This is a genomic window from Janthinobacterium foliorum, assembly GCF_978021625.1.
In genome coordinates this window covers 60537-82113 of record NZ_CDXDQE010000003.1, presented here as the reverse complement: position 1 = coordinate 82113, position 21577 = coordinate 60537, and the positions used below count along the sequence as shown (strand labels likewise).

Annotated in this window: 18 protein-coding genes; 12 read left to right on the top strand and 6 right to left on the bottom strand. The window is 62.6% G+C overall.

Going from position 1 to position 21577, the window contains the following annotated elements:
• Positions 1-2 precede the first annotated feature (2 nt).
• The gene (feoB, locus tag ACZ92H_RS07825) at positions 3-1904 is read right to left on the bottom strand and encodes a ferrous iron transporter B (protein WP_465048900.1); all 1902 of its coding nucleotides are present in this window, start codon (positions 1902-1904) and stop codon (positions 3-5) included.
• A 2-nt stretch (positions 1905-1906) separates the two neighbouring features.
• Positions 1907-2191, bottom strand: coding sequence for a FeoA family protein (locus ACZ92H_RS07820; protein ID WP_092802906.1), 285 nt, complete (start codon positions 2189-2191; stop codon positions 1907-1909).
• 423 nt (positions 2192-2614) lie between these two features.
• Between ACZ92H_RS07820 and ACZ92H_RS07815 the strand changes: the two genes are divergently transcribed.
• Together ACZ92H_RS07815 and ACZ92H_RS07810 are read left to right on the top strand one after the other, a co-directional pair.
• A complete protein-coding gene (locus tag ACZ92H_RS07815) occupies positions 2615-2830 on the top strand; it encodes a (2Fe-2S)-binding protein (RefSeq protein ID WP_092802909.1) in 216 nt (71 codons plus the stop codon).
• A 17-nt stretch (positions 2831-2847) separates the two neighbouring features.
• Positions 2848-3549, top strand: a complete 702-nt coding sequence (locus ACZ92H_RS07810; protein WP_131373302.1) for an energy transducer TonB — start codon at positions 2848-2850, stop codon at positions 3547-3549.
• Positions 3550-3778: 229 nt separating this feature from the next.
• Here ACZ92H_RS07810 and ACZ92H_RS07805 read toward each other — a convergent pair whose 3' ends face one another.
• Complete coding sequence (locus ACZ92H_RS07805; protein ID WP_131373301.1) at positions 3779-4459, bottom strand: Fe2+-dependent dioxygenase; 681 nt, start codon at positions 4457-4459, stop codon at positions 3779-3781.
• 419 nt (positions 4460-4878) lie between these two features.
• On the opposite strand from ACZ92H_RS07805, the gene bfr reads away from it, so the two are divergent.
• A complete protein-coding gene (bfr, locus tag ACZ92H_RS07800; protein WP_092802915.1) occupies positions 4879-5355 on the top strand; it encodes a bacterioferritin in 477 nt (158 codons plus the stop codon).
• Positions 5356-5540: 185 nt separating this feature from the next.
• Here bfr and ACZ92H_RS07795 read toward each other — a convergent pair whose 3' ends face one another.
• Positions 5541-6155 (bottom strand): glutathione S-transferase N-terminal domain-containing protein, encoded by a 615-nt coding sequence (locus ACZ92H_RS07795; protein ID WP_131373300.1) that lies wholly within the window; start codon positions 6153-6155, stop codon positions 5541-5543.
• A 266-nt stretch (positions 6156-6421) separates the two neighbouring features.
• Between ACZ92H_RS07795 and purB the strand changes: the two genes are divergently transcribed.
• The 6 genes from purB (at position 6422) to ACZ92H_RS07765 (ending at position 12729) form a co-directional block, all read left to right on the top strand.
• Positions 6422-7801: an adenylosuccinate lyase gene (gene purB, locus ACZ92H_RS07790; protein ID WP_465048899.1), complete on the top strand. Its 1380-nt coding sequence runs from the start codon at positions 6422-6424 to the stop codon at positions 7799-7801.
• 194 nt (positions 7802-7995) lie between these two features.
• A complete protein-coding gene (locus ACZ92H_RS07785; RefSeq protein WP_131373298.1) occupies positions 7996-8520 on the top strand; it encodes a cytochrome b in 525 nt (174 codons plus the stop codon).
• A gap of 43 nt (positions 8521-8563) precedes the next feature.
• Positions 8564-9118 carry a YceI family protein gene (locus ACZ92H_RS07780; protein WP_131373297.1) on the top strand — a complete coding sequence of 185 codons (555 nt, stop codon included), beginning with the start codon at positions 8564-8566 and terminating at the stop codon, positions 9116-9118.
• Positions 9119-9257: 139 nt separating this feature from the next.
• On the top strand, positions 9258-9833 hold the full coding sequence (locus tag ACZ92H_RS07775; RefSeq protein ID WP_131373296.1) for a YceI family protein: 576 nt from the start codon (positions 9258-9260) through the stop codon (positions 9831-9833).
• Positions 9834-9998: 165 nt separating this feature from the next.
• Positions 9999-10268, top strand: a complete 270-nt coding sequence (locus ACZ92H_RS07770; protein ID WP_071075198.1) for a GlsB/YeaQ/YmgE family stress response membrane protein — start codon at positions 9999-10001, stop codon at positions 10266-10268.
• Between the two features lie 307 nt (positions 10269-10575).
• Complete coding sequence (locus ACZ92H_RS07765) at positions 10576-12729, top strand: S46 family peptidase (protein ID WP_465048898.1); 2154 nt, start codon at positions 10576-10578, stop codon at positions 12727-12729.
• 103 nt (positions 12730-12832) lie between these two features.
• Here the strand turns inward: ACZ92H_RS07765 and ACZ92H_RS07760 are convergent, their stop codons facing one another.
• Positions 12833-13402 carry a hypothetical protein gene (locus ACZ92H_RS07760; protein ID WP_131373294.1) on the bottom strand — a complete coding sequence of 190 codons (570 nt, stop codon included), beginning with the start codon at positions 13400-13402 and terminating at the stop codon, positions 12833-12835.
• Between the two features lie 149 nt (positions 13403-13551).
• Here ACZ92H_RS07760 and ACZ92H_RS07755 point away from each other — a divergent pair, with 149 nt between their 5' ends.
• The 3 genes from ACZ92H_RS07755 to ACZ92H_RS07745 all read left to right on the top strand — a co-directional run bounded on the left by ACZ92H_RS07755 (position 13552) and on the right by ACZ92H_RS07745 (position 19530).
• Entirely contained in the window at positions 13552-15240 is a 1689-nt protein-coding gene (locus tag ACZ92H_RS07755; RefSeq protein WP_465048897.1) for a M14 family zinc carboxypeptidase, read from the top strand.
• 90 nt (positions 15241-15330) lie between these two features.
• Positions 15331-17481, top strand: a complete 2151-nt coding sequence (locus ACZ92H_RS07750) for an FUSC family protein (RefSeq protein ID WP_465048896.1) — start codon at positions 15331-15333, stop codon at positions 17479-17481.
• A 96-nt stretch (positions 17482-17577) separates the two neighbouring features.
• A complete protein-coding gene (locus ACZ92H_RS07745; RefSeq protein WP_465048895.1) occupies positions 17578-19530 on the top strand; it encodes an acid phosphatase in 1953 nt (650 codons plus the stop codon).
• A 50-nt stretch (positions 19531-19580) separates the two neighbouring features.
• On the opposite strand, the gene ACZ92H_RS07740 is transcribed toward ACZ92H_RS07745, so the two are convergent.
• Complete coding sequence (locus ACZ92H_RS07740) at positions 19581-21539, bottom strand: S9 family peptidase (protein ID WP_465048894.1); 1959 nt, start codon at positions 21537-21539, stop codon at positions 19581-19583.
• Between the last annotated feature and the right edge of the window lie 38 nt (positions 21540-21577).

Below are 21577 nucleotides of genomic sequence, written 5' to 3'. Positions count from 1 at the left end.
TCCTAAGCGCCCAGCAACAGGGCGACGCGGTACGTGATGAACGAGGCGGCATACGCCAGCGCGAACATGTAGCCGGCCATCAGCAGCGGATAGCGCCAGCCGCCCGTCTCGCGTTTCACCACGGAGAGGGTCGACAGGCACTGCGGCGCAAAGACGTACCAGGCCAGCAGGGACAGCGCGGTGGCCATCGACCACGAGTGGGCGATCAGCGGCTCCAGGGTCGAGGCCAGCGCATCGCCCGTCTGCGACAGGGCGTACACGGTGCCCAGTGCGCCGACGGCCACTTCGCGCGCCGCCATGCCCGGCACCAGCGCGATGCAGATCTGCCAGTTGAAGCCGATCGGCGCGAAGATCACTTCCAGGCCGCGGCCCAGGATGCCGGCCAGGCTGTAGTAGATCGGCGGGTGGATGGCGTTGTCCGGTGCGCCAGGGAAGGTGCTGAGGAACCACAGGATGATCATCAGGCTCAGGATGATGGTACCGACGCGCGTGAGGAAGATCTTCGCGCGTTCCCACAGGCTGACGGCCAGGTTGCGCAAATGCGGCCAGTGGTAGGCAGGCAGTTCCAGCATCAGCGGCTGGTTGCCGCGCACGCCCATGCCGCGCTTCATGACCCAGGCCACGGCCATGGCCGAGATGATGCCGGCGAAGTACAGCACGAACAGCACCAGGCCTTGCAGGCTCAGGTAGCCCCACACTTCGCGCTCGGGGATGAAGGCGGCGATGATCAGCGCATACACGGGCAGGCGCGCGGAACACGTCATCAGCGGCGCGATCATGATGGTGACCAGGCGGTCGCGCGGGTTCTGGATGGTGCGCGCCGCCATCACGCCGGGAATGGCGCAGGCAAAGCTCGACAGCAGCGGGATGAAGGCGCGGCCGGACAGGCCCACGCCGCCCATCAGGCGATCCAGCAAAAAGGCCGCGCGCGGCAGGTAGCCGCAGTCTTCCAGCGCCAGGATGAAGAAGAACAGGATCAGGATTTGCGGCAGGAATACCAGCACGCTGCCGACGCCGCCGATGATGCCTTCCACCAGCAGACTCTTCAGATGGCCGTCGGGCATGTTCGCCGTCAGCACGGCGCCCAGGTGGCCCACGCCATCGGTGATCATTTCCATCGGCGTGGCGGCCCAGGCAAACACGGCCTGGAAAATCAGGAACATCAGCACCGTCAGGATGAGGGGGCCGACCACGGGATGCAGCACCACGTCGTCGATCTTTTCCGTCAGATTGCCTTTGTCGCTCGCGTCATTGCTGACGGCGGCCAGGATGCGGCGCACTTCGCGCTGGGTTTCTTCGACGGAAACGGCGTCGATGGCCGCCAGCGGCTTGGCGTCGACTGCCGGCAGCGGCAGCATGGCGTCGATGGCGTCCAGCAGGGCTTTTTCGCCATCGTGCTGCACCGCCACGGTTTCCACCACGGGCATGCCCAGTTCGGCCGACAGCTTGGCCGTGTCGATCAGCATGCCGCGCTTGCGCGCCACGTCCGTCATGTTCAAGGCCAGCAGCATGGGCAGGCCCAGGCGCTTGACTTCCAGCACCAGGCGCAGGTTCAGGCGCAGATTGGTGGCATCGACCACGCAGACGATGGCGTCCGGACGCGGGTCGCCGCGGCGCAGCCCGCCCACCACGTCGCGCGTGATGGCTTCATCGGGCGTGGTGGCGGACAGGCTGTAGGCGCCCGGCAGATCGAGCACGCGCACGGGTTTGCCGGCCGGCGAGGTGAAATGGCCTTCCTTGCGCTCGATGGTCACGCCGGCGTAGTTCGCCACTTTCTGGCGCGCGCCCGTCAAACGGTTGAACAGGGCGGTCTTGCCGCAATTCGGATTGCCCAGCAAGGCAATTTGTGGCTGATGCGGCGGCTGGTGCACGCCCGCATCGACGATCGTTTCTACAGCGCCCATGGTCATTCCGGTTGAGTCAACGGTTGAATCGTGATCAGCGCCGCTTCGAAGCGGCGCAGTGCGAAGGTGGCATTGCCGACCTTGATGGCGAGCGGGTCGCCACCGGGAATGCCGCGCTTGAGCATGCGGATGCGTTCGCCGGGAACGAAGCCCAGCTCCATCAGGCGGCGGGCCAGATCGACGCCGTCCTCCGTCTGTCCGGCCGCGTGGGGCGTGATATGCAACACCGTGCCGCTCTGGCCGACTGCCAGCGCGTCGAGCGTCATCAAGGGTGGAACTAGAGTCATGAGCAAAATCCGTTCAAATTAAGAACACCGGAACAAGTTGCCGCGCCAGGCGCAGGACAATTGCGATCAGTGTTGTGAGGTAAAACGCAACTGTTGCGCATTACCGACAAGCGGCCTTTCATTATGTCCAGACGGCGACCGTCCGAGACAATACCAGCATTATAAACATGAATGCGAATAGTTTTTATTTAGCCCGGAGAGCCACCGCCGTCAAGGGCTTTGTCATTCGCGCGCAGGGCATTTCCGGCCCCTGCCGCCGCGCCGCGCCAGGCCGCCTGCAGCCACACGTTTCATCAAAATCGCTTGCATTGTCCTGCACTTTGCGCGACAATGAAACGTAATGATAATGATTCTCATTAAAACACTAGCAATAATGCTTCGCGGCACTAGTGTGTTTTTATCCTCCAGCCAGAAGGTGCATCAATGATTGTATGTGTCTGCAACAACATATCTGATCGTGAAATCCGTCAAGCCGTCGATCTTGGCCTGTCCAGCATGGCCGAACTGCGCCGCGACCTGGGCGTGGCCACGTGCTGCGGCAAATGCCATACCTGTGCACGCGAAGTGCTGAACGATCACCTGAGCGCCAGCGTCGTGCTGCAAGAAACCGTATTGATGCGGGCTGTACTGACAAACTAAGGAAAGTGATGAATGCCATGACGATGATGCCCCCGCCCATAACGGTGCAGGCCGTGGAACAATTTGCCGGTTTCGAGAAGAAGCGCAGCAAGTTCGTGCCACTGATGGCCATCGTCGTCCTGCATATCGCCGGCTTCTACGCGATCCAGAGCGGCTTGCTGAGCCGTGTCGTCTCGGCCACCATCCCGACCATCACCACCATCAGCATCATCGCTCCGCCAGCGCCGCCGAAACCGCCGGCACCGGCCGTGCCGAAAACCGTGGAACTGAGCGCGCCCGTGCCGCGCGCCGTCATCCCGCCACTGCCGCTGATCGCCGTGGCGCCGAGCGAACCGACGATCACGCCGCCGCAGCCGACGCGCTCCGAAGCGGCGCCTGCCGCCACGGCCGCGCCAACGGCGCCGTCGGCACCGGCGCCATCGCCGCCGGCCCCCGCGACGCCGCGCACCGTCAGCAGCGTGGAATACATCAAGGCGCCGCAACTGATCTACCCGAACCTGTCGCGCCGCCTGGGCGAGAGCGGCACCGTGGTGCTGCGTATCCTGATCAATGAAAAAGGCTTGCCCGAGCAAATCCTGATCCATAAATCCACCGGCTACAGCAACCTCGACGAAGCAGGCCGCCAGGCTGCGCAACGCGCCTTGTTCAAGCCGATGGTGGAAAACGGCAAAGCCGTGCCGGTGTACGTCCTCGTGCCGCTGACCTTCCAACTGAGCTAGCCCACGGCGGCGCCCTGCGCCGCTGCCAGCCCGCAAGCATCGCACCGTGTGCCCTGCTTGCTTTTTTGCGCCCTGTTTTCCGACCTGTTTTTAGTCAAGCGATTTGCTTGTTTCAGTCTGCCAGCCTACATCCCCGGGCCAGGCAGACTTTTTTTTGTCCGGGGTCAGACCGCAGGGGGAATGGGCCCCAATCGGGCGCATTCCGCTCGCGCAGCGACTGCCCCCTGTCTTACATCTCCGCCCACATCCGCAGCAGGTTGTGATAATGCCCCGTCAATCCCACCGTGGCCGGCGAATCGCCATGCTCGCCGCGCACGCTCTGGATATTCTGGTCAAGCTCGAACAGCATGCTGCGTTTCCAGTCTTCGCGCACCATGCTTTGCGTCCACAGGAATGAGCAGATGCGCTCGCCGCTGGTGACGGGCAGCACTTGATGCACGCTGCTCGACGGATACACGATCACGTCGCCGGCCGGCAGTTTCACTTCATGCGTGCCATACGCATCGACCACCACCAGCTCGCCGCCCTCGTATTCGTCCGGCTCGCTCAGGAAGACGGTGGACGAGACGTCGGCGCGCATCGACTGCATGCCGTTTTTCGGCGTGCGGATGGCGCCGTCGATATGCAGGCCGTAGTGCTCGCCGCCAGCGTAGCTGTTGAAGAACGGCGGCAGGATGCGCAGCGGCAGCACGGCCGAGAAGAACAGCGGATTGGCCATCAGCGCGCGGCTGACGATCTCGCCCAGCTCCAGCGCCAGCGGCGAACCTTCCGCCAGCTGGCGGTTGCGCTTGACTTGCGCACCCTGCGCGCCCACGCTGGCGCGTCCGTCGACCCAGTCCGTTTGCGCCAGGCGCTGGCGAAAGTGCGTGACCTGTTCCGGCGTCAGCACGCCAGGTATGTGCAGCATCATCTTGCATTCCTTTGTAGTGAGTTCCCCAGGGATTATCGCATCGCCGCCAGCGGCCAAGAAGACATAAAGGCAAGAACGGCGCAAACATTTGCCGCCTTTTCCAGCGGGCCGCGCAGGCGTGCAGCACATGCAAAAAAGACAGCAGAAACGCGAATGAGAATGGCCTCCATTTGCCTTAACAAATAAAAAACGGGAAAGTGTGGCGATTTACTTGAGAATGGGTTTTATTCGCACGATATTTACGTTAAAAAGACGGAAAAACGCCGTTTCGCAGCAAAAACCGCCCACATTTTGCGCTATCATGCGGGCATAGCGAGACCGGCAATTGCGCGCCACCAGGCAGCCCTTCGCCACCCGGCAGTGGCCGCCAGCAGCCTCCGGTTTCATCATCGAACGCAACACAGAACAAAGGAAATCCCATGAAGGGCGATAAAGAAGTCATCCGCTTGCTCAACGCACAGCTCACCAACGAACTGTCCGCCATCAACCAGTATTTCCTGCATGCCCGCATGTACAAGCACTGGGGCCTGGAAAAGCTGGGCAAGAAGGAATACGAAGAGTCGATCGGCGAAATGAAACACGCCGACAAGCTGATCGACCGCATCCTGATGCTCGACGGCCTGCCCAACCTGCAAGCGCTGCACAAGCTGCTGATCGGCGAGAACACGCCGGAAATGCTGGAATGCGACCTGAAACTGGAACGCGCCGCGCACGCGACCGTCAAGGAAGGCATCGCCACCTGCGAAAAAGCGGGCGACTACGTGTCGCGCGACCTGTTCCTGATGATCCTGGAAGACACGGAAGAGCATATCGACTGGCTGGAAACGCAGATCGACCTGATCGCCAAGGTCGGCATCCAGAACTACCTGCAAAGCCAGATGGCCGTCGAGGAGTAATGACACCGGATAAAACTGGCCGCGCGTCGGCATGGGCGGCCTGCGATGCTCACTCACCGTACCACAGTACGGTTGTGCTTCTCGGCCACCTCATCCTTCCGCCCGCGACGGTTTTATCACATGATTTAATGCCTGCATGGGCATAAAAAAAACCGGCAATGGCCGGTTTTTTTACATCCCCGCCTTTACTGCGGCACGGTATCCTTGAAGGACTGGCGCTCGGAGAGCTTGTCGAACAGGCGCACCAGCGCGGGATGGTCGGCGCGCCAGTCGATTTCCGGGAAACGGAAGCTGAGCCAGCCCAGGGTGCAGCCCACGGCCACGTCGGCCAGGGTGTAGTTCTTGCCGGCGCAATACGCGCTCTCGCCCAGGCGCGCTTCCAGCGCCGCCAGGCCCAGGGTGACTTTGTCCAGCTGGCGCGCGATCCAGGCCGCGCTCTGCTGTTCCGGCGGGCGCTGCGTGCGCTCCAGGCGCACCAGCACGCCCGCGTCGAGGATGCCGTCGGCCAGCGCTTCCCAGTTCTTGATGTCGGCCCGCTCGCGGCCATTGCCGCCGGCCGGCAGCAGCTTGCACACGGGCGTGAGCGTGTCGAGGTATTCGACGATGACTCTCGAGTCGATGAGCGCGCTGCCATCTTCCATCACCAGGCAGGGCACCTTGCCCAGCGGATTGGCCTGGGCGATGCGCGTTTCCGGCACCCACACGTTTTCCAGCTCAAAAACATAGTCGAGCTTTTTTTCCGCCAGCACGATGCGGGCTTTGCGGACATATGGGCTGGCGAGGGAACCGATCAGTTTCATGGATACTTTAAGGTGAAGGAGCAACGCCCAGTATAGCATCGGCGGCAGGCGCATTTGGCAGCGCGCGGATGACCTGGCGCAGGCTGTGGCAAGCAGGCCGCATCACGCGCGGATTCGCCGCCAAAACGGCCCTTTCACGGGCCAGCCAGCCCGCGCAGTGGTAAAATCGCCCTTTATCGTGGTGCGCCACCATGATCGCGCTCACGCCAGCGCCACCCTCCCCGCGCGCCACACGCCAACCGTTTCCTTAACTTGCGTCCGCTCTCATGACTTCTACTACTCCGTATTCCACGCTGTCGGCCCTGTCTCCGCTCGATGGCCGCTACGCCAGCAAGACCGATCTGCTGCGCCCGATCCTGTCCGAAGCCGGTTTCATGCACCACCGCGTGAAAGTGGAAATCTCCTGGCTGCAAGCCCTGTCGCAAGCCGGCTTCGCCGAAATCAAGCCATTCTCGGCAGAAGCGAATGCCCTGCTCGAGAAGATGGCGTCCGACTTCTCGGAAGCCGACGCGGCCCGCATCAAGGCCATCGAAGCGGTCACCAACCATGACGTCAAGGCCGTCGAGTACTGGCTGAAGGAACAAGTGGCGGACGTGCCGGAACTGGTGGCGGCATCGGAATTCATCCACTTCGCCTGCACCTCGGAAGACATCAACAACACCTCGCACGGCATGATGCTCAAGGCCGCCCGCGATGGCGTGATGCTGCCGGCATTGAACGGCCTGGTGGCCAAGCTGACGCAAATCGCGCACGACAATGCGGACGTGCCGATGCTGTCGCGCACGCACGGCCAGACGGCCAGCCCGACCACCCTGGGCAAGGAATTTGCCAACGTCGTGGCGCGCCTGCAGCGCGCCGTGAAACGCATCGCGCAAGTGGAAATCCTCGGCAAGATGAATGGCGCCGTCGGCAACTACAACGCCCATTTGTCCGCCTACCCGGGCTTCGACTGGCCGGCGTTCTCGCAAGCCGTCATCGAACAGCGCCTGGGCCTGGTGTTCAATCCGTACACCATCCAGATCGAGCCGCACGACTACATGGCCGAGCTGTTCGACGCCTTCGCGCGCGCCAACACCATCCTGCTGGACCTGAACCGCGACATCTGGACGTATGTCTCGCTGGGCTACTTCAAGCAGAAACTGAAAGCGGGCGAAATCGGTTCGTCGACCATGCCGCACAAGGTCAACCCGATCGACTTCGAAAACTCGGAAGGCAACCTGGGCCTGGCCAACGCCGTGCTGAAACACCTGTCGGAAAAACTGCCTGTCTCGCGCATGCAGCGCGACTTGACCGACTCGACCGTGCTGCGCAACATCGGCGTGGGCCTGGGCTACACCCTGCTGGCCTATGACAGCTGCCTGCGCGGCCTGAACAAGCTGGAAGTAAACCACGCGCGCCTGGCGCAAGACCTGGACGCCACCTGGGAAGTGCTGGCCGAGCCCGTGCAAACCGTGATGCGCCGCTATGGCATCGAAAATCCGTACGAGCAGCTGAAGGAATTGACGCGCGGCAAGGGCATCTCGAAAGAGGCGCTGCAAACCTTCGTCAACGGCCTGGCCATCCCGCAAGATGCCAAGGACGTGCTGCTGACCATGACGCCGGCGAACTACATCGGCATCGCGGCGCAGCTGGCCAAAGCCATTTAAGTTTTACGTAGTTTCCACATCCGGGGCCATGCGCCACCGGTGCACGGGGCGGCCAGCATACAAATGCTGCCCGCCCCGCGGTTTTTCTGCCACGCTTTCTTGTAGAATCTGCAGCACGCAACGCAATTTGCTTTTCTTTGGTATATTAGGCCGAATTAGTCCTAATACGTACTACTTTCAAGAAAGCCCCGCCGATGCAACGCTACACCACTACCGCCATCATCCTGCACTGGCTGACGGCCTTGCTGATCATCAGCGCCTTCATCATGGGCCTGGTCATGGTCGATATTCCCGGCCTGACGCCCACCAAGCTCAAATATTTCTCGTGGCATAAATGGCTGGGCGTGACCGTGCTGGCCATCGCCGCCATCCGCTTGCTGTGGCGCAAGGCCAACGTGCCGCCGCCGCATCCGGCCAGCATGGTTGCCTGGCAAAAGAAGGCGGCCGACGCCATGCACGTGCTGCTGTACATCCTGATCTTCGCCGTGCCCATTTCCGGCTACCTGTACACCCTGGCCGCCGGCGTGCCGGTGGTCTACCTGGGCCTGTTCCAGCTGCCCGTCTTCATGGCGCCGGACCCGGAACTTAAGCCACTTTTAAAAGAAATTCATTATGTTCTGAACATGACGATGGCTGCCGCCGTGGCTGCCCACGTACTGGCGGCGCTGAAGCACCAGTTCATCGACCGCGACGGCGTACTCAAGCGCATGCTGCCCTGATACCGACTTACCCTTGCCCACTGAAACTCCAGGAAAAAACAAGATGAAAACCACCCAACGCATCGTCCTCGCCTCCCTGCTGGGCCTGTCCGTGGCCGCCACCGCCGCCACCCTGCTGAAAGTCGATCCCGCCAAGACCAGCGTCTCGGCCGTGTTCAAGCAAATGAACGTGCCCGTGGAAGCGAAGTTCAAGAAATTCAATATCGCCATCGATTACAACCCGGCCACGCCGGACGCCTCGAAAGCATCGGTGGACATCGAAACGGCCAGCATCGATATCGGCGACCCCGAGTACAACAAGGAAGTGGCCAAGAAAGAATGGTTCAATTCCGCCCAGTTCCCGAAAGCCACTTTTGTCTCGAGCAGCATCAAGGCCGCCGGTGCAGGCAAGCTGACGGTGACAGGCAAGCTGAGCATCAAAGGCAAGACCAGCGACGTGACCTTCCCGCTGACGGTGAAAGCCGACGGCGGCAAATACACCTTCGACGGCGCCCTGCCCATCAAGCGCCTGACCTACAACATCGGCGAAGGCGAGTGGAAAGACACGAGCATGGTCGCCGATGAGGTCACCATCAAATTCCACGTCGCCGCGCAGTAAAGCCTGAGAAAACGTGCATGACGGGGATCTCTTGCCGGGTTGTCCACCTTGTACGTGCGTACTGCCTTCGGCAAGACGCCTTGTCCTGAACGTTTTTCAGACGTTAGCAAAAACAATCCCACAACCCTTTAGGATCTGCATGAAATTTTCGCACTTGATGATCGCCGTGCTGGCAGCGGCCGGCGCGGGTTCGGCCATGGCCGCCGCCGAGACGTACAACCTCGACCCGACGCATACCTTCCCCAGCTTTGAGGCCGATCACATGGGCATGTCCGTGTGGCGCGGCAAGTTCAACAAGACCAAGGGCACCGTGACCCTGGACCGCGCCGCCAAGACGGGCAGCCTGGACCTGGTCATCGATGCCGACTCCATCGATTTCGGCCTCGACGCCATGAACACGCACGCGAAAAAAGCGGACATGTTCAACGTGGAAAAATTCCCCGAAATCAGCTACAAGAGCAAGTCGTTCAAGTTCAACGGCGACCAGCTGGTGGAAGTCGACGGCGAGCTGACCCTGCTGGGCGTGACCAAGCCCGTCAAGCTGAACGTGAGCAAATTCAAGTGCATCATGCACCCGCGCTACAAGCGGGAAGTGTGCGGCGCCGACGCCACGGCCGAATTCAAGCGCAGCGACTTTGGCCTGAACTACGGCCTGCCGGCTTTCTCGCCGGAAGTCAAACTGGCCATCCAGGTCGAGGCCATCAAGGCCGATTAAACGGCACTGTGCTACAAAGCAAGCCCGCCTCGCTGCCCGCAGCCAGGCGGGCTTTTGCATGGGGCGCACGAATCCACTGGACTTTTCTATCGTGCGGCATCACTATCAGCTGGCATGATGCCTTTCTGACATGAAGAACCCCCTTACCATCGCGCGGAGGATTACATGAATTTCATTATCTGGATCGTTATTGGCGGTGTCATCGGCTGGCTGGCCAGCATGGTCATGAAAACCGATGCGCAACAGGGCATCTTCCTCAATATCGTCGTCGGTATTGTGGGCGCTTTCTTGGGCGGCTGGCTGCTGGCGCCCCTGTTTGGCACGGGCACGATCAATAGCGACAACTTCAGCTTGTCCTCGCTGCTGGTCTCGTTCCTGGGCGCCGTGATACTGCTGGGTATCGTGAATCTCTTGCGTCGCGGCAAAATACGCTGACGCTTAAACCAGCGCACCATCGCACACTGGCCGGGCCGCGCAAGCGCCCGGCCATTTTATTATCGCCGAAACAATTGTCTGGACAATACCACAGTCGCCAGCACGGCAACATGCGGCTTGGCAGCCTGAATAGCCCCGTGACAGCGCATGGAATATTTCCTTTAATGCATCAATTCTTAACATACCCAGCGGAAAATGTCATTGACTAGTCACACTTCGAAACGGATACTCTAGGTCGCCCGCTGAGAAAACCACTGGGTACGCACGCTGATTCCGACTTCCCACCATGTAAAAGACAAGAACTCGAATGAAAAAATCTCTAATCGCGCTCGCCATCCTGAGCAACTTCGCACACGCCGATGAAGGCATGTGGATGCCACAACAGCTGCCACAAGTAGCCAAGGAATTGAAAGCGGCCGGCCTGAAACTGGACCCGACCACCCTCACCAAACTGACCGAGTTCCCGATGGGCGCCATCGTCAGCCTGGGCGGCTGCTCGGCGTCGTTCGTCTCGCCGCAAGGCCTGGTTGCCACCAACCACCACTGCGTCTACAACAGCGTGGCAGTGAACTCGACCAAAGAGCGCGATTTGCTGGCCAACGGTTTCCTGGCCAAGACCTTTGCTGAAGAATTGCCGGCCGCCCCGGGCAGCCGCATCTTCGTTACCTCGGCCGTGACCAATGTCAGCGACAAGATCATCACGCCGGAAGTGGCCAAGCTGCAAGGCAAGGCGCGCATCGACGCGATCGAGAAAAACCAGAAGCAACTGGTGGCCGCATGCGAAAAAGAAGCGGGCTTCCGCTGCACCGTGTCGAGCTACTACGGCGGCCTGGAGTTCTACCTGATCAAGCAACTGGAAATCCGCGACGTGCGCCTGGTGCATGCACCGCCAGCCGGCGTGGGCAAGTTCGGCGGCGACACCGACAACTGGATGTGGCCACGCCACACGGGCGACTACGGTTTCTACCGCGCCTACGTCAGCAAGGACGGCAAAGCTGCCGACTTCAGCAAGGACAACGTGCCGTACCAGCCGAAACACGTGCTGAAACTGGCCAAGGATGGCTTGAAGGAAGGCGATTTCGTCATGGCGCTGGGCTACCCTGGCCGCACCAACCGCCACCGCCTGCCATCGGAAGTGGCGTTCACGTTTGACTGGAACTACCCGGCCTTCGTGAAGGCATCGGGCGAAACCCTGGCCATCATCGCGCGCGAAACCAAGGACAACAAGGATGTTGCCCTGAAATACGCGGGCCAGGTGGCCGGCGTGAACAACTACTACAAGAACCGCCAGGGCATGCTGGACTCGTACGCGGGCAGCGATTTCCTGGCCCGCAAGACGGCGGAACATGAAGCGCTGAAAACCTGGGTCAACGCCAATCCGGCACGCAAGGCGGAATTTGCCGGCGACATCGAGCAGGTGGAAAAACTGATCGCCGAGCGCGATGCGGACATCAAGCGCGATTTCTTCCTCGGCTACGCACAGCCACGCCTGCTGAACACGGCGCGCAGCCTGTACCGCCTGGCCAACGAGAGCACCAAGGCCGACACGGAACGCAAGTCCGGCTACCAGTCGCGCGACTTGCCACGCCTGGAAGCGGGCATCACGTCGGTCGAACGCACCTACGATGAAAAAGTCGACAAGGCGCTGGTATTGAACAGCCTGGCCAAGTACGCCGCCCAGCCGGCCGCGCAACGCCGCGCCAGCTTCGACGCCGCCATCGGCATCAAGGATGGCATGTCGCAAGCGGATCTGGCTGCAGCCCTGGACAAACTGTATGCCGGCAGCAAGCTGGCCGACAAGGCCGAGCGCGCAGCCTGGCTGAAACGCACGCCAGCCGAATTCCAGGCCAGCAAGGACAGCTTCATCCATGCCGCCGTGGCCATGTATCCGGATTCGCTGAAAAACGAAGCGGAAGACGAAGAATTGGCAGGCAAGATCCAGCAAAGCTACGCCAACTACATGAAAGCAAAAATTGCCTTCATGAAGAGCAAGGGCCAAGCCGTCTATCCTGACGCCAACAGCACCCTGCGCGTAACGTTCGGCAAAGTGGCCGGCCGTGACCATGGCGCCGATGGCACCACCTGGACCGCGTTCACCACCGTCAACGGCGTGGTGGCCAAGGCCACGGGCGAAGGCGAGTTCAATGCACCAGCGAAACAACTGGCCGCGATCAAAGCCAAGGACTTCGGCAAATTTGTCGATCCGAAGCTGAAAACCGTGCCGGTCGATTACCTGGCCACCCTGGACATCACCGGCGGTAACTCCGGTTCGGCGGCCCTGAACGCGAAAGGCGAATTCATCGGCCTGGCATTCGACGGCACGCTGGACTCGATCATTTCCGACTGGGACTACAACAAGGCCAACACCCGTTCGATCCAGGTCGACCTGCGCTACATGCTGTGGAACATGAAACACATCGACCACGCAGACAACCTGCTGAAAGAAATGGGCGCCGAGTAATTCGCGGATAACAACAACGAATAAGCCCGGCAACGGGCGGTTGTCGCCTGAGCCACTCCCCCGGGAGTGGCTTTTTTTCGCCTGGCGCTTTACCGGCGCCTTGCTAGCGCCTGACCTTGGCAAAGCGGAAAGGCACGGCTTGCTCCGCACCAAACACCTGCGCACCTGCACGTCCCAGCGGCAGCATCACGCGCCGCCCCTGTTCCAGCAGCAGGGCCAGGTCGGCGCCGGGAAAACGCTGCGCCAGCGCGGCATAGTCTTGCCGGGCAATGGGGGCGGCGGGAATCACGATGCGGTAATCGCCGTCGCCCACATCGAGCAGCAGCGCGGGCGCCTCGCCTGGCCCCGGCAAGGCCGTGATGCGCAGGCGCGTGCCGCCCTTGACCAGCTCGAACGACGACCACAGCGGCAAGTCATGCTGCGTGGCCGCGGCCTGCACGCGGGGCGCACGGCGCGCATGCGCCGACGTCAGCACGACGTCGGGACGATCGGCCGAAGCCGCCCCATCGACGGCCAGCAGCCAGCCCCGGTAGCGTATCAGCGCCCCCTGCGCGGCAGCCGTGACGGAGCCGCCATCCGCCACGCTCCCCTTCCCCGCCGGCAAGCGCAGCGGCGCCGCCTGCACCGCCAGGGCCAGCCACCACATCAGCACCGCCATCGCCGTCCTGCCCATGCCGCCTCCCGCGCGCGTGAAACGTATTCATACCACAAGTGCCTGCCTGGCCCCCTGCCGCGCATCAGGCCGGGGGCGCCGATGCTACAATTGACGCCTAGCGGGCGTACTTACCCAGCGCGCCTTCCCCCTCCCAGACTCAGACCGCTATGCCATCAGACTTGCGCACGACCTACGAACTCGGTAACCACAACCAGACCACGACCTGGCTGGAATGCATCACCTTCTACAACGATCTCGCCGCACGCTACCCGCAAGTGCTGCATTTCGAACAGATCGGCCTGTCCGACTCGGGCGTGCCCATCCATGCTGGCGTCGTCAGCGCGGACGGCGTGTTTGACCGCGAGCAGATCAAGCGGGCAGGGCGCACCGTCTTCTTCAACAACAACGGCATCCACCCGGGCGAGCCGGAAGGCATCGACGCCTGCATGGCCATCGTGCGCGACCTCTGCACGCAGCCGGAACGCCTGGCGGCGCTGGGCAGCACCGTGCTGCTGTTCATTCCGATCTACAACGTCGATGGCAGCCTGAACCGCGCCAATACGTCGCGCGTGAACCAGGATGGCCCGGAGCAATTCGGTTTCCGCGGCAACAGCCGCCACCTGGACCTGAACCGCGATTTCATCAAGTGCGACAGCCTGAACGCGCAAGTGTTCAACCGCCTGCTGGCCAGCTGGGACCCGGACGTGATGGTCGACACGCACACATCGAACGGCGCCGACTATCCGTACACGATGACCCTGATCCACACGCAGACGGACAAGCTGGGCAATGGCCTGGGTCCCTTCCTGCAAGACACCATGCTGCCGCACATCTTTGCGCAGATGGAACAGGCCGGCTGGCCCACCTGCCCGTATGTCAATCCCGTCAAGGACAGTCCTGACCACGGCATCGCCGAATTCCTCGAAGTACCGCGTTTCTCGACGGGCTTTGCGGCCCTGCATCACGTCATCGGTTTCATGCCGGAAACGCACATGTTGAAACCGTTTGCCGACCGCTACGCTTCCATGCGCGCCCTGCTCGACATCACCATGGCGTTCACGGTCGAACACGGCCAGCAGATCCAGCAGCTGCGGGCGCAAGCCAAGGCGGCGGGACGCACGCAAACCGCGTGGCCCATCCACTGGGCCATGAACGAAGCGCAACCGTCGACCTTCCCCTTCAAGGGCTATGCTGCCCGATACACGCCGAGCGTGCTGGGCGACTACCAGCGCCTGTCGTACGACCGTTCGCAGCCGTGGGAACGCGATATCGCCTATTACAACCGCTTCGATGCGGACGTCACCGTGGCCGCGCCGAAAGCCTATGTGGTGCCGCAGGCGTGGCGCGAAGTCATCGAGCGCCTGCGCTGGAATGGCGTCGAACTGACCCGCATCACCGCCGAACAGACGGCATCGGCACGCTACTACCACATTAGAAACCTCGGCACGCGCGCCACGGCCTACGAAGGCCACATGTTCCACGACACGGTGGAGGTGGAAGCGCGCACGGGCCAGTTCACCCTGCAGCCGGGCGACTATGTCGTCACCCTGGACCAGGACAACGCGCGCTACGCCGTGGAAACCCTGGAACCCGAGGCGCACGACAGCTTCTTCCGCTGGGGCTTCTTCAACAGCGTGCTGGAGAAAAAGGAAGCGTTTTCCGACTATGTGTTCGAAGACATGGCATCCGAACTGCTGCGCGACGAGCCGGCGCTGGCCGCCAAGTTTGCTGACTGGAAAGCGGCAAATCCAGCCCTGCTGAGCGATCAGGAAGCCGTGCTGAACTTTATTTTTGCACACTGCCAGCGCTTTGCCGAGCCGGAGTGGCGGAGGTATCCGGTGGTTGCCCTGATGTAAATCCGGGCTGTAGCGAATGCAATATCCTGGCGCCGCATCGGAGACCCCGGTGCGGCGCCTCTTTCTGTGCTCTACCCACAAGGTACACCCATGCACTACGCACTGAACCTGCGCACCTTCATTTACAGCCATTATTTTTACCTGGGCTTGCGCGTGGCCATCGGCCTCGTCGGACTGGCCTTGCTGACCCAGGAAATCAGCGACAGCGCCACCGCCATGACGGTGTGCATCGGCGCCCTGTGCACCACCCTGATGGACATGCCCAGCCCCCTGCGCCACAAGTTCAATGAAATGCTGGCCTCCGTGCTGCTGTGCAGTGCCGTCACGCTCCTGATCAGCCTGTGCGGCCCCGTGCACTGGCTGCTGCTGACCGTGCTCGTGCTGGTCAGTTTCCTCGCCAGCATGATGGTGGTGTACGGCAAGAAATCCATGCCCTTGCAACTGGCCGCCCTGTTCATCATGACCATGTCGATGGAACACCAGATGACATGGCAGCAATCGTTTCATCACGCGGGCCTGTTCATGCTGGGGGGATTGATCTATCTCGCCTACGCCATGGCCATCGCCTGGGTCTTGCGCCACCGCATCAAGCAGCAGGTGCTGGCCGAAGCCCTGTTCGAACTGGCCGCCTACATCGACATCAAGGCCGATTTCTACGACACGCGCTTCAACTTGACGGAGCAATTCAACAAGCTGGTGCGCCATCAAAGCATCCTGGCCGACCGCCAGCAGGCGTCGCGCGACTTGATCTTGCGCAGCCACAAGAACAGCAAGGATGCCATCGTCGTGCAGGTCCACGTCTGCATGCTGGACCTATATGAACTGATCCTGTCCACGCACACGGATTACGCGCTGCTGCGCCAGCACCTGGCCGATTCCGACGTGCTGACCTCCCTGCACGACCTGGCCTACAAGGCGGCGCGCGACATCGAATCCGTGGCCTACGCCGTCACGCGCAAGCGCGCCTCGTATGCGCAGATCAGCTACGACAGGGAATGGGACGCTATCGAAGCGGAAATTGCCCGCCTGCAGGCAAAAGGCGACAGTGCGCAAGAGGCGCTGGCCACCCTGGGTGCGCAGCGCAACAAGATCCGCGCCATCCTGAAGATGATCGGCGACCTGCACCTGGCCACGCAAAAAGTCTATGCCGACGTGCCGTTCTGGAGCGGCGCGGACATGGCGCCGTTCCTGTCGCAGCAAAAATACGAGCTGAAAACCCTGCTGTCGAATCTGCGCCTGGACTCGCCCGTGTTCCGCTTCGCCCTGCGCGTGTCGATGGCCATCTCGGTGGGCTTGCTGATCGGCCACTGGCTGCCGTACGCGGCGCACAGCTACTGGATCGTGCTCACCATCGTCATCATCCTGCGTCCCACGTTCAGCATGACGCGCCAGCGCCGCGCCGACCGCATCATCGGCACCATCATCGGCTGCGTCATCACGGCCATCGTGATCCGCTTCGTGCACAGCAATATCGTGCTGATGGCCATCCTCTTCCTCTCCATCGTCGCCACGCCCACCTTCATCTATCTGCGCTACCGCTACACGGCCATCGCCGTCAGCCTGATGATTCTGCTGCAAATGCATCTGGTAGCGCCCAGCAACCCGAACCTCGTCAGCGAACGCCTGATCGATACCCTGATCGGCGCGGCGGTGGCTACCGTGTTCAGCTTTGTGCTGGCCAACTGGGAATACCAGAGCCTGCCACGCCTCGTACGCCAGGTGCTGAACGTGAATCTGTCATACATGCAAGCCAGCTTCGAACTGCTGCAGGGAAAATGTTTCGATGATTTTGCCTACCGCATCGAGCGCAAGCGCCTGATGGACAGCCTGGCCGCACTGAGTTCGGCGCTGGTGCGCATGCTTGACGAACCGGCCAGCAAGCAGCGGGCAGTGGAAGACATCAACCTGTTCATCGTGCAAAATTACCTGCTGGTGGCCCACGTGGCGGCGCTGCGCTCCATCCTCGGGCGCCACGCCAGCCAGCTGCCTGTCGCGCCCGTCAATGCCTTGCTCAGCCACAGCCACACGCAAGTGTGTTTGACCCTGTCGCGCGCGCTGGACCAGCTCGACAACAAGGCCGCCATCAGCGCGCCGCTGGCGGCCCCCGCCGCGCCGCCCGTCAGCGAAGTGGACTGGTCGGGCTGGCCGCTGGTCAAAAGACGCATCCGCCTGTTGCAGGCAGATGCCGACAAGATCGTGGTGCATAGCGCGGCGATCGTGCATATCGTGGCACCCCGATAATCTATTCCAGCCACCCTGGCGCAAGTGGTGTCATCAGGAGGTCATCTGACCTCTCTATGATGCGATGGTTTTTTCCACTTCCAGCCAAGGTAATCCATGCACGCATTTCCCCTGACCCGGCGCCTGCCACTGGCGCTGGCCATCAGCGCCGCCCTCGCCCTCGCCGCCTGCGGCGGTTCCGATCACCCGGAAAGCGCACTCGTCATTCCCGCCGCGCCAGCCGATCAGGGCGCCGCCGATACGGCGCCGCCATCGGCCACGGCCCTTCCTTTCGTCGATAACATCGCCAGCAACCAGCGCGGCGACGCCCGCTACGCGACGGCCGCCACGAATGCGGGCGTGCGCGTGCTGACCGGCATGCTCGACATCTGGAAACCATTGACGGAAATCGTCGATGCGGGCGTGAGCGCACCGGCCGTGGACGGTTTCCCCGCCGTCGTGCCTTCCGCCTGGACGGGCGTGCCCAACGATGGCACGCCGGGCGGCACCATCGTCAATGCCAGCGTGCACAACGCGAATATCGATTTCGTCGTGAAAGCCACCACCAGCCGCACGCCGGCGCAGGAACTGGCCGCCTACCTGGACGACCGCCGCGGCAAGGGCTACAGCATCACCGACGGCATGGGTCCGCTGACGGACGCCTGGCGCAGCGCGGCGCGCCAGACCACCAGCATCACGGCCATCGCGCCGGACGCGACGAGCGTGCTGTACAACGACAGCGGCAGCAACACTGGCGTGGCCGGCAGCGGCAATGCCGAATTCGGCAACGTGGTTGGCCTCGTCAATGCCATGGGCAACAATGGTTCGACGGAACCGGCCAAGCGCTTCTACAAATATGCGCGCCCCTTCCGCTGGAGCAGCAATGTGGTGCTGATTCCCGCCCTGGTGCCGGCCAAGAGCGCCACGCCCGCCACCGATGGCGGCTTTACCAGCGGCCACTCGGCCGAAGCCGTGCGCGGCGCGCTGGGCATGGCCTATGCCTTGCCGGAGCGCTACCAGGAAATGGTGGCGCGGGGACTGGAACTGGGCGAAAACCGCATCATCGCGGGCATGCATTCGCCGCTCGACGTGATCAGCGGCCGCGTGCAGGCGCAAGCCATCGTCGCCGCCAACCTGCTCGATCCCGTCACGGCCGCCACCAAGGCGGCCGCCGTGACGCAGGCGCACGCAACCCTGATGGCAAAAACGGGCACCACGGCCGATACCTTCTATGACTATGCCCATTCGGGCACCAGCGCCAACGACCGCTTTGCCGATTACGCCAGCACCAAGGCCGCGTACATCCGCCGCCTGACCTTCGGCTTCGCGCAAACGGGCGCCACCACTGCGCCGGCCATCGTGCCCAAGGGTGCGGAAGTGCTGCTGGAAACGCGCCTGCCCTACCTGTCCGACGCACAGCGCCGCGTAGTGCTGAAAACCACGGCCTTGCCATCGGGCTACCCGGTGATGGACGATGCCGAAGGCTGGGGCCGCCTGAACCTGTTTGCCGCCGCCGACGGCTATGGCGTGTTTACCGGCAACGTGGTGGTGGCGATGGATGCGGCCAAGGGCGGCTTTTATGCAGTCGACCGCTGGCGCAACGATATCAGCGGCACGGGCAAGCTGAACAAGCAAGGCACGGGCACCCTGAAGCTGGGCGGCAACAACAGCTGGAGCGGCGGCACGCAGGTCGAAGCGGGCCGTCTGGAAGGCGTATCGGCCACGGCCTTCGGCAAGGGCGACGTGTATGTCAGCGGCGGCACCGTGGTCAGCAATGCCCAGTCCCCCCTGGCACTGGCCGGCAAATACACCCAGCTGACCGGCGGCAACCTGGAATTGAAACTGGGCAGCAGCCAAGGTGGCCGCCTGAGCGTGGCGGGCCTGATGACGGTCGCGGGCGGCAGCCTGAAAGTGACATTCCAGAATGGCTACAAACCGGCCGCTGGCGATACCCTGAACGTGATCACGGCGTCCAGCCTGAAAGGCAAATTCGACAGCATCACCGTCGAGGGCTTCAAGGTCACGCCGACCTACACGGAAACGGGCTTGCAGCTGCGCCTGGATATGTAATCTGCAGCGTCCTGCAGGAAAAAAGCCGCCCCAGGGCGGCTTGTTGACTTTTACTTCAAGTACTGCTCGAACCAGCCGACGATGCGGCGCTGCAAGTCGCGCTGGTGCTCGGGCTTGCGGAAGGAGTGCCCCTCGCCATCGTAGATGAACAGGCTGGACGGCACGCCCATGGCGCGCAAGCCGTGCCAGAATTCCAGCGACTGGGCGGCCGGCGTTTCCACGTCGCGCTCACCCACGTAGATCAGGGTCGGCGTCTTCGCCGCCTTGATCGATTCGATGGGCGAAGCCTTGCGGTAGACGGCCGGATCGTCATACGCGGAGGCGCCGAAGAAGGGAATCATCCACTGGTTGATGCCGTTCTGGCCGTAATAGCTGATCCAGTTCGCCACGCCCGCGCCCGCCACGGCCGCCTTGAAGCGGTCGCTGTGCGTGACGCCCCACATGGTCATGAAGCCGCCGTACGAGTGGCCGATCAGGCCCAGGCGCTGGCCATCGACGGGCGCCACTGCTTGCACGGCATCGATGCCGGCCAGGATGTCGCGCCAGTCGCCGCCGCCGAAGTCGGCGATGTTGGCGCGCGTAAAGGCCTGGCCCTGGCCAAAGCTGCCGCGCGGATTGGGCAGGAAGACAAAATAGCCTTTCTGCGTCAATTCCTCGATCACGGTGGCCGTTTCCACGTAACGGGGCGCAGCGGCGGCGCCCGGTCCGCCGTGCACGTTGACGATCATCGGATACTGCTTGCCCGCTTCCTTTTTCAACGGCCCCAGCAGCCAGCCTTGTACCCGGTATTGCTCATTGTTCCAGCCCACGTTTTGCACGCTCACCTGCGGCGCAAACTGGTCATTGTCGTGCGTAATCTTTTTCAGCTGGCCAAGCTGCCCCGCCACCAGGTGGCTGGCATGCGTAAAATCTTCCTGCACGGCCGCCGCCTGCCGGCCATCGGCACTGAACGACAGACGGCCATCGCTGCCGCCGCTGCTCAGTTCACCGAGCAACACGGGCTGGGCTGGCCCGGTTTGCGCATCGACGGGCACCAGCGCCAGCTGCGAGTCGATCAGGGCCGTCGCCAGCAGGCCGGCGCCGCGCCAGACGACGCCGTTGAAGGTGCCGCGGTAATCGGGCGTCAGGTTGCGCGGCGTGCCGCCGGCCAGCGGCACCGTGTAGAGATCGCCGCCGATGGAACCGAAGTCGCTCATCAGGCCGCCGATGAAGGCCACCGTCTTACCATCCGGCGACACCGAGGGCAGGTTCAGCTGCATGGCCGGCGAGGCGATCACGCGCAAGGCCCCCGTGGCCCCGTCGATATGGCTGAGCTTGGCGACCCACCAGTTGCTGTCGCCATTGCCCTGCGCGCTGGTGGCCACGAAGCCGCGGCCATCGGGCGTCCAGTTGTATTCATACACATAGGTGTCGTCCGGCGACAGCAAGCGCAGCTCGCCGCCGCCGGCCGGCACCACGGCGATGCGCTGGGCATCGTCATCGCGGCCCACTTCGCCCACCTGGCGCGCGCCCGCTTCCACGGCACCGGCCAGCTTGCGCGCGCCCACCGTGGCCAGCAGGGCCAGCCGCTGGCCATCGGGCGACCAGCGCACCGTACTGGCCACGCCTTTGATACTGATCACCATCCGGGCCTGCGCCTGTGCCATCGTGGCCAGATACAGATGCGCCTTGCCCGCCTTGGCATCATACGCAATGAAGGCCAGTTGGCGGCCGTCCGGCGACCAGCTGGGCTTGTCGTAGGAACACGCTGCGCAAGGATCGAATTGCTGCACGATGGCGCCGTTGGCGGTGTCGCGCACGATAATGGCCGCATGCGGGCGCTGCGGCTGCTCCCCCGCCTTCACCGACTCAATGGCAGCGATGCGCTGGCCATTGGCGGACAGTGCCACGGCACGGTAATCGCGCAAGGCCGGCGCGGCGCCGTTCGCCACAGGGGCCGCGTGAGCCGCCACGCCCAGGAGAAGGCTTGCGAACAAGCCAGAGCCGACCATATCAGTTATTTTCATCATGTAAATTCCGGTTAGAAATAAAAAAACCGCCGGCAAGC